This is a genomic window from Rhizobium sp. rho-13.1 (assembly GCF_007000305.1).
GTDB lineage: Bacteria > Pseudomonadota > Alphaproteobacteria > Rhizobiales > Rhizobiaceae > Rhizobium > Rhizobium rhododendri.
Window position 1 is genome coordinate 883,621 of the sequence record NZ_SCFL01000002.1, and the last position, 15,065, is coordinate 898,685.

Consider the following 15,065-nt stretch of genomic DNA (forward strand, 5'->3'; position numbering starts at 1 on the left):
GAGAGATGCGAATCTCTCCCGTAGCGACTTCACCTGATGAATGCGGCAATCAGCCGAGTGAAACCGCAGCGCTTCCGCCGTCGCTTTCGTCCTCGCCTGCAGCGGACGTGCTGGCGCCTGCCTGCTGCTTTATCTGGCTGGCGATCTGGTCGTTGATGGCCTTCTGCTGGTCGGCCGGCAGTTGCGAGAACTGCTCTTCCGTCATGTTCTGCTGTTCCAGATATTGCGAGCGGATCTTGTCCGCCGGCGTCATGTCCGCCCATCTGGAGAACTGCGACAGGATATCGTCGTCATCGTCAGAACCGGCAGCGCTGCCGCTGTCCGTCGCATCCGTGCCGTCGGCGGTTGCCGCAGTGGTCGCATCGGTGGTCGATCCGCCCGACTGGCTCTGCCAGAAGAAGGATGAAATCGAGTTGGCAACGCCGGCGCTGCTGATTGACGGTGCGGTCTTCTTCTCGCTGCTGTCTTCGTCGTCGGGCAACACGAAGGGCGTGTCGTCGTCGGAGTCCGTATAGGACTGGCTGAGGAGCGGCGCACTGTAACTGCTTTGGCTGCTGTGTACCTTCATGATCGTATCTCCTGAAATCTGATGTCCACCCTGCCACGGCAAACCTGTCCGGGCCTTGTGGCTCAGGGCGTCCCGCCACAAAAAACTCCCCGTCGTTGCCAACGAGGAGTCGATGATTTCTGGCGATAGCGACGCCTGCGTTATGGCAGCGTATAGGCCATGACGTAGTCGCCGGGCTTGGTGCCGATGGATCCATGGCCCCCGGCGACGATCAGCACATACTGCTTGTTGTCGCCTGCCGTGTAGGTCATCGGCGTCGACTGGCCGCCGGCGGGAAGGCGGCCCTTCCAGAGCACCTTGCCGGTGGTCAGGTCGTAGCCGCGGATATAGTTGTCAACCGCTGCTCCCATGAACACGACGCCACCCTTGGTAATCATCGGGCCGCCGATGCCGGGAACGCCGACATTGAAGGCCAGCGGCAGTGGCGTCATGTCGCGCGTCGTGCCGTTCTTGTGCTTGTAGACGGTCTTGCCGGTCTTCAGGTCGACGCCGGCGACATAGCCCCATGGCGGAGCCTGGCAGGGGATCTTCAGCGGGCCGAGGAACGGACCCATGAAGACGCCGTAAGGCGCGCCGTCGTTGCGGTTGAGACCCTGTTCGCTGCCTTTCTGGTCCTGACCCTTCGGCGGGATCTGGCTGGCCGGAACGAGCTGCGAGGTGAAGGCGAGGTAGGTCGGCATGCCGAACATCACCTGGCGTTCCGGATCGACGGCAACGCTGCCCCAGTTAAAGGTACCGAAGTTGCCGGGATAGATCAGCGATCCCTGCAGCGATGGCGGCGTATAGCGGCCTTCATAGCGCAGTTCGTGGAACTTGATGCGGCAGGCGAGCTGGTCGAACAGCGAGACCCCCCACATGTCCTTCTCCTGCAGTGGCGGCGGGCTGAACGTCAGGTCGGAAATCGGCTGCGTCGGCGATGCATGATCCTCGGGGATCGTGCCGCCCGGAGCAGGGATCTCCTTGAACGGGATGACGGGCGCGCCGGTGCGCCGGTCGAGCACGTAGATATCGCCCTGCTTGGTCGCGCCGACGAGCGCCGGAACGGTGGTGCCATCCTTCTGGGTGATATCGATCAGCGACGGTTGAGCCGGCACGTCCATGTCCCAGAGGTCGTGGTGGACGAACTGCTGGACCCATTTGACCTGGCCGGTGGCAAGATCGAGGGCTGCGATCGACGACGAGAACTTCTCGACGCTCGGGCTGCGGCCCATGCCGAGCTGGTCCGGCACCTTGTTGCCGAGCGGCACGTAGATGAGGCCGAGGGCTTCGTCGGCGCTGGAGACCGACCAGCTGTTCGGAGAGTTCGTGGTGTAGGTCTGGCCGGCAGGCAGGGGCGTCGTCACGTCAGGATTGCCGCTGTCGAAATTCCACACCAGGGCGCCGGTGTTGATGTCGAACGCGCGGATGACGCCGGATGGCTCCTGCGTCGAGTAGTTGTCGTTGACGGCACCACCGACGATGATCATGCCCTTGGCGACGACAGGCGGCGAAGTCGAGTAGTAGTAGCCGGCCGGATTGTACTTCATGCCCTGGCCGAGATCGAGCGTACCCTTGTTGGCGAACGTCTCGCAGACCTTGCCGTTGGCGGCATCCAGCGCGATCAGGCGGGCATCCGAGGTCGGCAGGTAGACGCGCTCGGCGCAGGCCGAGCCGGGCTGGGCGGCCACGTCGTGATAATAGCTGACGCCGCGGCAGGTCTGGTGCTGGCGGTTCGGGTTCATGCCGGAATTGGGGTCGTAGCGCCATTTCTCCTTGCCCGAGGCGGCATCCAGCGCGATGGCCAGATTGTGCGGCGTGCAGAGATAGAGGCTGTCGCCGACTTTCAGTGGCGTCACCTGATAGGTGGTTTCGCCGACGTCGTCCGGGCGCTTCACATCGCCGGTCTGGTACTGCCAGGCGAGCTTCAGGTCGGCGACATTGGCCGGCGTGATCTGGGCAAGCGGAGAGTAGCGCTGGCCGTATGGCGTGCGGCCGTACTGGTGCCATTCGCCATCGGGCATGTCGCCACCCGTCGGAGCCGTGGCGGCAACTTCTGTCGGCAGGCTGCCTGCCAGATCATGCGGATCTGTGGTCATCGAATAGCCGGCGACGAGCACGGCGATAATGACCGGAATGGCAAGAGGCCAGGGGTTGGCGCCATAGGTATGGCCGGTTGGGCTGCGGAAGCCAAGCGGCTTCCGGATCCAGGGTGTCAGCAGCCAGAGGCCAAGCACGATGATCAGTCCGCCGCGCGGCCCGAGTTGCCACCAGTCGAAGCCGACTTCCCAGACCGCCCAGCCAAGTGCTGCCAGAACGAGGACGGCATAGACCCAGAGAGCGGACGAACGGCGCATCCACAGCAGGACGCCGGTGACGATGAACATCACACCGGCAAACAGGTAGAAGGGACTGCCGCCAAGGGCAACCAGCCAGCCTCCGCCGCCACCGAGCGCAAGCCCGATCAAAATGAAAAGAAGGGAGGTAATCGTGACCGCCATCGAGCAATCTCCGCTGAGAGGGAGCCGCGCCGCCGGAGAGCGCGCACGGCATGTGGGGCCGAAAGCCGGCCCTGTCAGCGACGCAGATAGCGTGTCATCCGTGCCTTTCAATAGCCACAATCAAAATAAGGTAGCCTGGCTATGTATTTTGCTGTCCACCTGTTTGAAATCGGCACGTCATGTGCCAGAGGTCTTTATGCGAAAACGTGTCGGAAATTGGCGCTTACAGAGAAAGAGAACCCGGAGATGCGATTAAGAACTGTTGGCCTATGGGTGGGTCTCGGGTTTTTGGCCGGTTGCGCTGGGACTCCCGACCCAGCCAAGGTTGCCGCCCAGCAACAGCAAGGATCGGCCCAGATTCTCGCAAAAAAGAAACAAAAGGGCTCTCTCCTTCTCGTCCGATTGATCGATTTCCCGTTGTTGGGCGATGTGAATTGTGGCGGTTACATCACTCTACGGAAGATCAAGGCGGGTAAGCCGGACGAAACGGAGCCGCCTGTGTCCGTCAGTTCTGCGGCCGCGTATCGGTTGCCAAATCCAAACAAACTGTCTCTCGGTCAGTTGTTCGCCGCGACCGCACAAAGATATGAGAGATGGTTCGTGCCCGTGGAGCCTGGTCGCTACGCCATTACGTACGCAAATTGCAGCTATGGAGACATGACCATCGAAGCGGGAGGTGACACCGATGGCGTCTTCGGTCGAGCATTGAGCTATGTCGCTCCTTTTGGAGGTGAGAGCGCAATCACGATTGGCCAGGGTCAGATTGTTGACGCGGGGTATGTTCGGCTGACAGGAACGCGCAGCGATCCCCGTGTGGTGGGAATGGAAGCCACATCCGCCGAGCGCGACCTTATGAGAAGCGCCATGCCGGACGTCTATCCCGCAATTACTTTCACAAAATTCGGTATGTAGGCGCTCAAGCAAGCAGGGGGCCAGTGCGTTTGACGGTCCTCTGCCCCTACCTCAGGTCCCACAGAACGTCTGCATAACCCGCTCTGCCGGCTTCGGTGGCTCGGCGTAGGCTGCGAAGTCAGGCTGGTCCTCGTAGGGCTTCGCGAGCACATCCAGCAGCGCATGAAACAAGGAGAGGTCGCCTTCCTCTACGGCAGCGACGATTGCCTGCTCTATTCGGTGGTTGCGCGGGATGAAGGCGGGATTGACCGAGCGCATGGCCTTGGCACGCTGTGCAGCCGTCTGCGGATCGCGTGAGAGGCGCTCCCGCCAGCGGTGGAGCCAGGGCAGGGCAGCATCCGGGTTCTCGAATGTTGCCGCAAACGCCGCGGTGGCGGCGTCGTCCTCGGCGACAGCAGCAAGCCGGCGAAAGGTGAGCGTGAAGTCGGCTTTCTCCGCCTGCATCAGGGCCAGCAACGCCTGAATGAGATCCAGATCGCCATCTTCCTCGGCGGAGAGGCCGATCTTGCGGCCCATGCCGTCAAGCCAATGGGCCTGGAAACGAGGGCCGAATCCCTTGATGACGTCGTTGGCAAGTTCCACCGCCGTATCCGGGTCGTCATCGAACAGGGGCAGCATCGTCTCGCCGAGCCGCGCCAGGTTCCATTGGCCGATGGCCGACTGGTTGGCATAGGCATACCGGCCATTGCTATCGATCGACGAGAAGACCGTGGCCGGATCGTAGGTATCCATGAAGGCGCAGGGGCCGAAATCGATGGTCTCGCCAGAGATCGTCATGTTGTCGGTATTCATCACCCCATGGATGAACCCAACCCTCAGCCAGCCGGCAATCAGCGCCGCCTGCCGCTCGATGATCGCCTCGAACAGCGCCAGATAGGGCCGTATGCTGTCACGCACAAGGGGATAATGCCGCTCGATGACGTAATCCGCCAGCGCCCGCGTGCCGTCTACATCGCCGCGCGCGGCAAAGAACTGGAACGTGCCGACGCGGACATGACTTCCGGCCACCCGGGTGAAAACAGCGCCTGGCAATGCCGTCTCGCGGTAGACCGGCTGGCCGGTGGATACCAGTGCCAAGGCCCTCGTGGTCGGCAGGCCGAGCGCATGCATGGCCTCGCTGACCACATATTCGCGCAGGGCCGGTCCGAGTGCAGCACGTCCATCGCCACGCCGCGAAAAAGGCGTCTGGCCGGCACCCTTCAACTGTATGTCGCGGCGTCTGCCATTGATGTCGATGACCTCGCCGAGCAGGATCGCCCGCCCGTCGCCGAGCTGCGGCACGAAGCCGCCGAACTGGTGCGCCGCATAGGCCATAGCCAGCGGATCGGCGCCATCAGGCACGATGTTGCCGGAAAAGATCTCGGCACCGTCCCGCTGCAACGCCGCCACATCGAGCCCGAGCTCGATAGCCAGCGGCTCGTTCAGCATCAGCAACAAAGGCGCCGCCGCCGCTGACGGCAGCTGCCGCGCAAAAAAGTGCTCCGGCAGCCTTGCGTAGCTGTTGTCGAACGGAAATGTTGCAGCAGGCGCCGCGCTGTCTTGAATGGATGAGCTCATGAGGGAAAGGTATGGCGCCGCCCAGGCGGCTGCAAGGCGCTTGTTCGGCCCGCTGTTTGGTCTTACGTTAACGTCTCAATCGGAAGGCGCTCCAGCCATGAACCAGAAACTCAGCATCACGCTTCCCGCCGAGATGGTCGAGGCCATCAATGCGCGGGTCGAGGCCGGGACCTATGGTTCGGCCAGCGACTTGGTCCAAGCGGCGATAAAGGCGCTTGTCGAGCAGGACGAAGATTACGCCGCGCGCATCGCTTCCCTCCGCGCCCGGGTCCAGGCTTCGATCGACGATCCACGACCCGATTTGACGGGGGAGGAAGTCAAGGCGCACATCGAGGCGTTCTTCGAAAGTCCGGTGATTTATGGATCGCCTGATTGTCAGATACCGCCCTCAGGCCGATGAGGATTTGCTCGACATTGCCGCTTACATTCTCGATCGAAGCCAGAATATCGAGACGGCACGCGCATATATCGACCGTCTCTATGCCCGATGCGAACGGATAGGACACGCCCCGAACGCGGGAGTACTGCGCGAAGACCTCGGTGCCGGTATCCGGATGGCAGTCTTCGAACGGCGCGTCGTCATCCTCTACCGCGTCGAGGCAGATATCGTCTGGATCACCAACATCGTCTCCGGGGGGCGCGACTACGAGACCTTGTTCACGGACCGCCGCCCGGACCCCGAGGGTCCCGCCTAATCGTTCACCAGCGCCAGGATCAGCTGCTGCATCTTGCCGCCCTGGCCCATTTCCATCTTGTCGAAATCGCGGTTGCGCTGGCGTTCGCGGGCGGAGATCTCTCCCAGGCGCTTCGTAAGCTCGACGCGGATCTTGCGGCAGTCGGGATCGTTGGCGACGGTAAAGCCGATGCTGGTCGTCTCGATCTCGTGCACCATGTCGCGAATGAAGCCGCCATGCACCTTTTCGTGCGCGGCGACGCCGGCAATGAAGGTCTGCCATTTGGCATTGACGTCGGACGGCAGAGGCGAAGACGGTTTTGGCAACGTGTAGATGATCGTCAGCTTCGGTACGGCCGAGACCAGCACGCAGGACGACGCCTGTGGCTGGTAGTTGCGTGTCCAGGTCAGCTTGAACGTCGTATGCGCGATCACGCGGCTGCCGCCCAACTCCGGGCCTCGAGCGCCGATCGAGGCGTAAAGCTCGGGCGTCGTCTTGCCGGAGATCGCATAGGGCCTTGTCGTCTCGACGGCCTGCCAGTCCGCCATCGCGGCGATGGGTACCAGCGTCAGGGCCAGGGCCCAGATGCCCGTCAGAATGCCTGCTCTCACCAAACTTGCTCCGTCGCATTTCGAGGTCGGTGCCTACAGGCCGCAAATCCCGGCTTCGATCAAGCGGAATCGTGGATCGGGTCAGCCAGCTGATGCCATCCGCTAGTTTGTCGCCACGACGGTCGGCTGCTCTACCGAGAATATCGGTTTCTGCTTCCACAGTTCGCCGGCGAGCATCTCGGAAGAGCCGAGTTTGAAGATCGACCGCATGTAGGTCGCGTTGAACGGGTCCGACATGCTATAGGCATATTGCCTGTCGATCGAGGCCAGGTGAAAATTGATACCCGTCCGCATGGCGTATTCATAAAAAGCCATCACCGAGGCCCGCGTCTGCGATTTTATCAGCATCGCATAGGCGCGCGCCATGATCGGCAACGTGCTGTCGGCCGTATTTGAAAATTCCGGCATCAGCGTATTGTTGATCAGCACATAGACGTTGAAATCGCGGGGCTTTTTGGGCGGATGGCCGTCGGCTTCGGCAAGCACGGCATCGGGGATCGTCAGCACCTGCGATGCCGAGCCGCCATCCGAGTGCATTTCCTGAAAAGAGCGGTTGCCGACATGGGTCTTGATCATCACGGCGGGATAGACACCCGGCACGCTGGCCGAGGCGATCAGCACATCCTGGAACAGCTTCAGGGCATCCGGCTGGCCACTGGCCGCAATCGCCCCCATGTTCCAGACCACCGGACGCTGCGAATCGAGGTTCGACGTCAGCACCAGCAGTCGCCGGCCGGCCTTATGCTCCGTGGCTACGGCCCGCATGACATCCGCCGTGATGTATTCCTCGACCATGCGTCGCAGCGGCTCCTGCTTCAGCAGGCTTTTGCCGAGTATGGCGTTGGGCAGCCAGCGCCGGTCCACCAGGTCGCTGGCGACACCGCTGGTATAGAGTTTGACCAGCGGCGGGTCGTAGGACGATCCGAGGAAGGCGAAAGGCGCGATCAGGGCGCCGGTGCTGACGCCGCTGACGATGTCGAATTTCGGCCGTGTCCCAAGCTTCGTCCAGGCATCGAGCACGCCGACGCTGAAGGCGCCGCCCGATCCGCCGCCTGAAATAACAAGGTAATTCAGCTTCTTTGCCGTCGCCGGCGGCTCCCAGCCTTTCACGCCGGCAAGCTCGGTCGGACTGGCATCGAGATAGGTGCGGATATTGTTGAACCCCGCCACCTGCGCCTGCACCGCGTCTTGCCTGACATAGGTGACGCGCGCGTTGCCGACGCAGCCGGTGAGCATCGCCAGGCAGGCGAGTGCAAGAATGCACGCCTGTCCGAACCTTATCCGGCGCTGTGCCGATTGCGATGCCAATCCCTGCAATCCCCTGCCTCCGCCGCAATCGACGTCAAGCTTGATGACTAGCGCGGCGAAGCGGCCCCGTTATGTTGGCGCGGTATCTCAACATTTCCGTAATAAACCGGGGATTTCCATAAACCGCCTTGGGAGAGGCGAAAAACGCATTCACCGCGCCGACGACGCAGGTTATGTTCCAGCCCGAAAACATTCACTGGACTGGATCCCATGACCGATACCGTCACCGACCGCTTCCTCCGATACGTCGTCATCGACACCCAGTCGGACGCAAGTTCCTCGACCCAGCCGACCACCGAAAAGCAGAAGACGCTCGGTCGACTGCTGGTGACGGAACTGCTGGCCATGGGCATTGAGGATGCCCATCTCGACGAGCACGGCTATGTCTACGCGACGGTGCCTGCCAACACCGACAAGGATGTGCCGGTCATCTGCTTCTGCTCGCACATGGATACCGCACCGGATTTTACAGGCACCGACGTCAAGCCGCAGCTGATCGAGAACTACCAGGGCGGCGATATCACGCTCGTCGGCGATCCCGCGCGCGTTATCCGCGTCAGCGAGCACAAGGCGCTGGCCGACCAGATCGGCAACGACATCATCACGACAGACGGTACAACGCTGCTCGGCGCCGACGACAAGGCGGGGCTAGCTGAAATCATGACGGCGGCGCAGACGCTGATCGACAACCCCGACATCCGCCACGGCACGATCAAGCTGCTGTTCACGCCCGACGAGGAAGTCGGCCGGGGCGCCGACAAGGTCGATCTCGAAAAGCTCGGAGCCGCCTTCGCCTACACGGTGGATGGCGAGACCGCCGGCCATATCGAGGACGAGACCTTCTCCGCCGATGGCGTCGAGATCACCATTGCCGGCGTTGCCATCCATCCGGGTTTTGCCAAGGGGCGCATGGAAAACGCCATCAAGATCGCCAGCGCCATCGTGGCCGGCCTGCCGAAGGACCAGGCACCGGAGACAACATCGGGCAGGAATGGCTTCGTCCACCCCGTTGCCGTCACCGGTTCGATGGAAAAAGCGACCATCAGCCTGATCGTCCGCGATTTCGACGATGCCGGCCTTGCTGCCAAGGAAGAGATGCTGAAAACCCGGGTTGAAAACGTCATGAGAGACTATCCGGGCTCGACCCACACGTTCACGGTCAAGCAGCAATACCGCAACATGAAGCAGGTGCTCGATCGCCACCCCGAGATCATGGAAAACGCCGTCGAAGCGATCCGCCGGGCCGGCATGGAGCCGGTACGCGGCAGCATCCGCGGCGGCACCGACGGCTCCCGCCTGTCCTTCATGGGCCTCCCATGCCCCAACATCTTCGCCGGCGGCCACGCCTTCCACTCACCCTTGGAATGGGTGAGCCGGCAGGACATGGAAAAAGCGGTGAAGACGTTGGTGGAACTGGCCCGGGTCTGGGAGGAGCGGGCGTAGGGCAATACGGCGTGGGGCCAGAGGCGCGCAAATCTGCTGCCGTCGCTAAGCGAAAATCACCGGCGCCTTTCGCAACCACCGATCCTCCGTCAATTGTGCCACAGCGAACGTCGCCACGCTTTGCCGTGAAATCGATCCGCCGTGGAAACCGGACAGATCGGTCAGTGCCCGCACCGTCTGCGCTTCCTGCTTGTCGTTGAGCACGGCCGGCCGGAGGATCACCCAGTCGAGGCCGCTCTCGCGGATCACGGCTTCCTGCCGGTCCTTGTCCTGATAGACCTTTCTCAGCAGGATCGGCTGGATCAGCCGGTCATAGACGAAGCCGCCGTGACCCTTGCTGTCGCCGGCACCCATGCCGGTGATGCAGACAAGACGCCGCACGCCGCGGCGTTTCATCGCCGCGATCAGCGCTGCTGTCGATTGCGACAGCAGCGTGATTTCCTTGACTGGCCCGATGCCGGTGCCGAGTGCGCTGATCACCCCGTCGCAGCCGAGTGCGGCAAAATGCGCTGCCTCATCGCGGGCATCGCCGTCGAAGAGCACCACTCCTTCAAGCTGCGCTGCCTTCTGTCTTGAGCGCACCAGGGCGACGACGCTGTGGCCCTGCGCTTGTGCGGTACGAACGATGGCCTGGCCGGTTCCCCCGGTGGCGCCGACGACGAGAATTTTCATGGGATCAACTCCTTGATGGGGTGCTGCAGCTTGCTCAGGCCTTTGCCCAGACAGCGGCTGTCTCGGTTGCAAAGGCACGATAGGATGTCAGCGGCCGGCCGAGCATGGCCTCCAACCGTTCGACGTCGCCGGCGTCAGGGATCATGCCGTCGCTTTGAAAGCGGCGGGCCATCAGGGCGAGATCGTAGGCGGCCCAGCTTGGCGAAAATTGCTTCAACATCGCTTCGAACGCTCCGGTATCGTCGCCACCATAGGCAATCGGCTTGCCAAGTACATCCGACCAGATCGCCGCGACCCGCTCGCCCGTCAGGCTGTCCGGGCCGACGACGTTGACTGTCGTGCGCGGTAGCGGATCTGGGGCGCGCTCGCGGCGCAGTAGTTCGATGACCGCCAGATCGGCGATATCGCGGGTCGCCACCATCGACAGGCCACGACTGCCAATCGGCATGCCGTAGACGCCGTGCTCGATCAGCGCCGTCTTCTGTTGCCCGTCATTGTCGATGAAATAGGCCGGACGCAGGATGGTGGCCGCCATGTCGAATTGCTCGATCATTCGCTCGACGGTGAATTTGCCGGTGAAATGCGGCACGTTGGTATAGAGGTCGCTGTGAATAACCGAGAGGTAGACGATCCGCTCGATGCCGGCATCGCGGGCAAGGTTGAGGGTGATCAGTGCCTGCGTGACTTCGTCCGGCGTCACTGCGTTGAGCAGAAACAGCGTCGAGACGCCTGCCAGCGCGGCGCGCATCGTATCGATATCCGTCAGGTCACCCTTGATGACAGTTACGCCGGCCGGGAATTTCGCCTTTGCCGGATCGCGGGCCAGCGCATGCACATCCGCGCCTCTGGCGGCCAATCCAGCCACTACCTGCCTGCCGATGTTTCCGGTGCTTCCAACAACAAAGATCGTCATGCTCATACTCCTTTTCGAGATCATCGCCGGTCGCGTGAGTGCGCCGCCGTGATGTCGACCTGAAGTTAATCGATCCATTGCCATGCAAGTAGTCCGAGAATATAGATGGGGTGTCTCACTGATGGAACGATGCCGATGGACCTGCTTGCGATTGCGGATTTTAATCTCGTCGCCGCCCATGGCGGTTTTGGGCTTGCCAGCCGGGCAAGCGGCCGGCCGAAGGCGACGCTGTCGCGGCGGGTTGCCGAGCTGGAACTGGGCCTTGGCGTGCGGCTGTTCGAACGGGGAGCCAAGACCCTGCGGCTGACCGACGAGGGTCGTCGTCTGCACGAAAAGACCGGTGGGCTGCTTGCGGAAATATCCGAGGCTGCCGACGAGGTCAGCAACGGCTCGGCGCAGCCGCGGGGCCGCCTGCGGGTCAGCGCGCCGGTATTGTTTTCGCATATGGCGATGGGCCGGATCGCTGCCGGCTTTGCCAAAGCCTATCCGGAGGTCCGGCTGGAGGTAACGGCGGAAGACCGCGATGTCGACATGGTCGAAGAGGGGTACGACGTGGCGATCCGGGTCAATCCCGCGCCGGATGAGTTGTTGGTAGGCCGCCGCTTCCTCCACGACGACCTTCTGCTTGCAGCCGTGCCGACGCTGTTGCCACCGATGGCGGACAAGGGCGAGCAGCCGCCACCGCTTGCCGCCGTCGTGCTGGAATCGTTCGGCCTACGAGCGGCCTGGACGACCGTCGATCCGGTCGGCGGCCGGACCTTTGCGCCCGATCCGGTCCTTCGGCTCGGGACTATGATCATGGTGCGCGATGCCGTGCTGGCCGGCGCCGGCGCCGGACTGCTGCCAAAGTCGCTGATTTCAGGCGACCTCGCCAGTGGCCGTCTCGTCTCCTGGGGCAGTGTCAGCCCGTCAGAAACCGCCATCTGGGTACTCTACAGCTCGCGTCGCCTGCTGAGCAGCAAGGTCTCCGCCTTCATCGCCCATCTCCATGCCACCTTCCCGAACGGCACAGCTGAAGAGCTGGGAGCGATGTTTGCGGGCTGACATGCTGGCAATGGCGCCTGTGCCTGACGCGAGTCAGACCTTTTACGACCGCGCCACGTTGCTGTGAGGGTAGCCGCCCCCTCACATCCTCCCCACGACCTTCAGGGCAAACGCATACTCGAATGCGATTTCTTCCAGCCGCTGGAAGCGCCCCGAGGCGCCGCCGTGGCCGGCGTCCATGTTGGTCTTGAGCAGGATCGGGGCGTCGCCGGTGGTCTTTTCGCGCAGGCGCGCGACCCATTTGGCGGGCTCCCAGTAGGTGACGCGGGGGTCGGTGAGGCCGCCCAGCGCCAGGATCGGCGGGTAGGGCTTCTCGCCGACATTGTCATAGGGCGAGTAGCTGGCGATGTGGTCGTAGTCGTCCTTTGAATCGATCGGATTGCCCCATTCCGGCCATTCCGGCGGGGTCAGCGGCAGCGTGTCGTCAAGCATGGTGTTGAGCACGTCGACGAAGGGCACGGCGGCGATGATGCCGGCGAATTTTTCCGGTGCCATGTTGGCGATGGCGCCCATCAGCATGCCGCCAGCAGAGCCACCTTCGGCGATGATCTTCGTGTAGGAGGTGAACTTCTTCTCGCTCAGATAATCCGCCGCCGAGATGAAGTCCTTGAAGGTGTTGGTCTTCTTGTCCATCTTGCCGTCTTCATACCAGGCAAAGCCCTTGTCCTTGCCGCCCCGGACATGGGCGATGGCATAGATGAAGCCCCGGTCGGCGAGCGACAGCGCATTGGTGCTGAAGCTGGCGGGAATGGCCATGCCGTAGGCGCCGTATCCATAGAGCAGGCAGGGGGCGGTGCCGTCGAGCAACGTGTCTGCGCGGTAAAGCAGCGAGACCGGCACCTCGACGCCATCCCAGCCGGGCGCAAAGACGCGGCGCGTGATGTAGTCGTTGGCGTCGTGGCCCGATGGCACTTCCTGCGTCTTCAGGAGCGTGCGCTCGCGCGTCACCATGTTGTAGTCGTAGAGCTGGCTTGGCGTGGTCATCGACGAATAGGAGAAGCGGATGGTGTCGGTGTCGTATTCGGCCGCCCCCTGAAGGCCCAGCGAATAGGCCTCTTCCTCGAAGCCGATGGCATGTTCCTCGCCGGTCTCGCGGTCGCGCACGATGATCTGCGGCAGGCCGTCCTTGCGCTCCAGCCAGATGAGATGGCGGGCATAGGCCATGTGCGACAGGATCAGCGTGCCCGGCTTGTGGGCGACAACCTCGGTCCAGTGTTCCTTTTCCGGCGTTGCTGCCGGTGCCTGCATGATCTTGAAATCGAGCGCGTCGCCGTCATTGGTGAGGATGTAGAACACGTCGCCGCCCTCGGCGATCTCGTATTCGATACCTTCCTCGCGGGCTGCCACCAGCTTCGGCTCGGCCATCAGGTCCTTGGTCGAGAGGATGCGATATTCCGATGTCTCGTGGTCGTGGATGTCGATGAAGATGTAGTCGTCGAGCAGAGATCCGCCGACGCCCATGAAGAAGCCCGGATCCTTCTCCTCATAGACCAGCCGGTCGCTTGCCTGCGGTGTGCCGACGATGTGGTGGAAGACTTTCGACGGGCGGTGGTTCTCGTCGAGTGCCGAATAGAAGAAGCTCTTGCCGTCGGGCGCCCAGACGCCGCCGCCACCGGTGTTCTCGACAACATCGGCCAAGTCCTCGCCGGTTGAAAGGTCGCGGACCTTGAGCGTGAAATACTCCGACCCCTTGTCGTCATAGCCCCAGATGCCGAAACTGTGATCGGAGGAATGGTCGAGCCCAGCCAGTCGGAAGTAACCCTTGCCTGATGCCTCCTTGTCGCCATCCAGCATCAGCTGGCGTTCGCCGCCATCGCGTGCCTCGCGGAAATAGCGCGGTTGCTCGCCGCCGGTGACGAACAGCGTGCCGTAGGCAAAGGGGCCGTCCTTCACCGGCACCGAGGAATCATCCTCCTTGATGCGGCCCTTCATCTCGGCGAACAGTACCTTCTGGATATCCTTGGTGTCTTCCATCGCCGCGTTCATGTAGGCGTTTTCCGCCTCCAGATGCTTGCGAATGTCGGCATCGAGGATGGACGGATCCTTGAACATCGCCTGCCAGTTGTCGGCTCTCAGCCAGGCATAATCGTCCGTCCGGGTGATGCCGTGGCGGGTGTCGGATACCGGACGCTTCGGCGCGACGGGGGCGGTCGGAAGAGGCTTGAATATCGACACGTATGTTCGCTTTCTGGTGATCTGAGGTGACAGAGAGATAGACACCGGCCGGTGTCGGATCAAGCGACTTGTCGCCGATAAGCGCCGCGGCGCGGTGCGAAGATCGGGCAGTTGGCTGCGGATGACGGCAAGGTTCAGCCGCACCCGCCATGATGTCACCACATTATTTCCGAAACTCACGAAGTGTTACAAACATCTGAATCGGCAGTCGACCGTGCGTTTGCGCGAACGATTGTCAGTTCAGTCTGACTTGAACCAAGGAAGTGCTTTTCATGCTGAAATTCATCGGCGTCCTCGTACCCGCCGTTTGCCTCGCCACGACCTCCTACGCCGTCGATGCCGCCATCAAGAAGCAGTTGGAAAAGCTCGATCCTGCCGAGCGCCTGGAACAGAGTTGCGATACCGAGGCGATGAAACGCATCGCCGCCGAGAAGGACTACCATCCCGACAAGGTCATCGCCTACACCTTCGGCGACCCGTCGATGACCGCAGACACGATCAAGGCACCCGGCGCGGTCTTTCGCAGCAAGGGCGAATGGTACCACCTGACATACGACTGCGTGACGGGCCCGGAGCAGATCGACGTGAAATCGCTGAGTTTCCAGATCGGCGAGAAAGTGCCAAGGGACGATTGGCAGAAGCATTATCTCTACGACTGAGGCATTTGACGCCTGTTCGAAGCCGAAAGCTGTTGCTTCTGCCGGGTTTGGC

14 protein-coding genes are annotated in these 15,065 nt (G+C 62.3%); 6 read left to right on the forward strand and 8 right to left on the reverse strand.

The features are described from left to right. Positions 1-49: 49 nt before the first annotated feature. Positions 50-568, reverse strand: a complete 519-nt coding sequence (locus tag EQW76_RS10765) for a hypothetical protein (protein WP_142824341.1) — start codon at positions 566-568, stop codon at positions 50-52. Positions 569-708: 140 nt separating this feature from the next. Then, the gene (locus EQW76_RS10770; protein WP_142824342.1) at positions 709-3,045 is read right to left on the reverse strand and encodes a glucose/quinate/shikimate family membrane-bound PQQ-dependent dehydrogenase; all 2,337 of its coding nucleotides are present in this window, start codon (positions 3,043-3,045) and stop codon (positions 709-711) included. A gap of 141 nt (positions 3,046-3,186) precedes the next feature. On the opposite strand from EQW76_RS10770, the gene EQW76_RS10775 reads away from it, so the two are divergent. Continuing rightward, positions 3,187-3,957, forward strand: a complete 771-nt coding sequence (locus tag EQW76_RS10775; RefSeq protein ID WP_244616950.1) for a hypothetical protein — start codon at positions 3,187-3,189, stop codon at positions 3,955-3,957. Between the two features lie 51 nt (positions 3,958-4,008). Here the strand turns inward: EQW76_RS10775 and EQW76_RS10780 are convergent, their stop codons facing one another. Then, a complete protein-coding gene (locus EQW76_RS10780) occupies positions 4,009-5,514 on the reverse strand; it encodes a protein adenylyltransferase SelO (RefSeq protein WP_142824343.1) in 1,506 nt (501 codons plus the stop codon). 97 nt (positions 5,515-5,611) lie between these two features. Between EQW76_RS10780 and EQW76_RS10785 the strand changes: the two genes are divergently transcribed. Next, positions 5,612-5,914 carry a type II toxin-antitoxin system ParD family antitoxin gene (locus EQW76_RS10785; RefSeq protein ID WP_142824344.1) on the forward strand — a complete coding sequence of 101 codons (303 nt, stop codon included), beginning with the start codon at positions 5,612-5,614 and terminating at the stop codon, positions 5,912-5,914. Beyond that, positions 5,874-6,209 carry a type II toxin-antitoxin system RelE/ParE family toxin gene (locus EQW76_RS10790; protein WP_142824345.1) on the forward strand — a complete coding sequence of 112 codons (336 nt, stop codon included), beginning with the start codon at positions 5,874-5,876 and terminating at the stop codon, positions 6,207-6,209. The genes EQW76_RS10785 and EQW76_RS10790 overlap by 41 nt, the downstream gene beginning before the upstream one ends. Here EQW76_RS10790 and EQW76_RS10795 read toward each other — a convergent pair. Then, positions 6,206-6,736, reverse strand: coding sequence for a DUF922 domain-containing protein (locus tag EQW76_RS10795; protein ID WP_142824487.1), 531 nt, complete (start codon positions 6,734-6,736; stop codon positions 6,206-6,208). The genes EQW76_RS10790 and EQW76_RS10795 overlap by 4 nt on opposite strands. A gap of 165 nt (positions 6,737-6,901) precedes the next feature. Next, a complete protein-coding gene (locus tag EQW76_RS10800) occupies positions 6,902-8,107 on the reverse strand; it encodes a patatin-like phospholipase family protein (protein WP_244616952.1) in 1,206 nt (401 codons plus the stop codon). Positions 8,108-8,317: 210 nt separating this feature from the next. Here EQW76_RS10800 and pepT point away from each other — a divergent pair, with 210 nt between their 5' ends. Next, positions 8,318-9,550, forward strand: coding sequence for a peptidase T (gene pepT, locus EQW76_RS10805; protein WP_142824346.1), 1,233 nt, complete (start codon positions 8,318-8,320; stop codon positions 9,548-9,550). Between the two features lie 45 nt (positions 9,551-9,595). Here pepT and EQW76_RS10810 read toward each other — a convergent pair whose 3' ends face one another. Both EQW76_RS10810 and EQW76_RS10815 read right to left on the reverse strand, forming a co-directional pair. Continuing rightward, on the reverse strand, positions 9,596-10,222 hold the full coding sequence (locus tag EQW76_RS10810; RefSeq protein ID WP_142824347.1) for an SDR family oxidoreductase: 627 nt from the start codon (positions 10,220-10,222) through the stop codon (positions 9,596-9,598). A gap of 34 nt (positions 10,223-10,256) precedes the next feature. After that, positions 10,257-11,135 (reverse strand): NmrA/HSCARG family protein, encoded by an 879-nt coding sequence (locus EQW76_RS10815; RefSeq protein WP_142824348.1) that lies wholly within the window; start codon positions 11,133-11,135, stop codon positions 10,257-10,259. A 135-nt stretch (positions 11,136-11,270) separates the two neighbouring features. Between EQW76_RS10815 and EQW76_RS10820 the strand changes: the two genes are divergently transcribed. Then, the gene (locus EQW76_RS10820) at positions 11,271-12,179 is read left to right on the forward strand and encodes a LysR family transcriptional regulator (RefSeq protein ID WP_142824489.1); all 909 of its coding nucleotides are present in this window, start codon (positions 11,271-11,273) and stop codon (positions 12,177-12,179) included. Positions 12,180-12,260: 81 nt separating this feature from the next. On the opposite strand, the gene EQW76_RS10825 is transcribed toward EQW76_RS10820, so the two are convergent. Beyond that, positions 12,261-14,354, reverse strand: coding sequence for a S9 family peptidase (locus tag EQW76_RS10825; protein WP_142824349.1), 2,094 nt, complete (start codon positions 14,352-14,354; stop codon positions 12,261-12,263). 272 nt (positions 14,355-14,626) lie between these two features. Here EQW76_RS10825 and EQW76_RS10830 point away from each other — a divergent pair, with 272 nt between their 5' ends. Beyond that, entirely contained in the window at positions 14,627-15,013 is a 387-nt protein-coding gene (locus EQW76_RS10830; RefSeq protein WP_142824350.1) for a DUF930 domain-containing protein, read from the forward strand. Positions 15,014-15,065 lie beyond the last annotated feature (52 nt).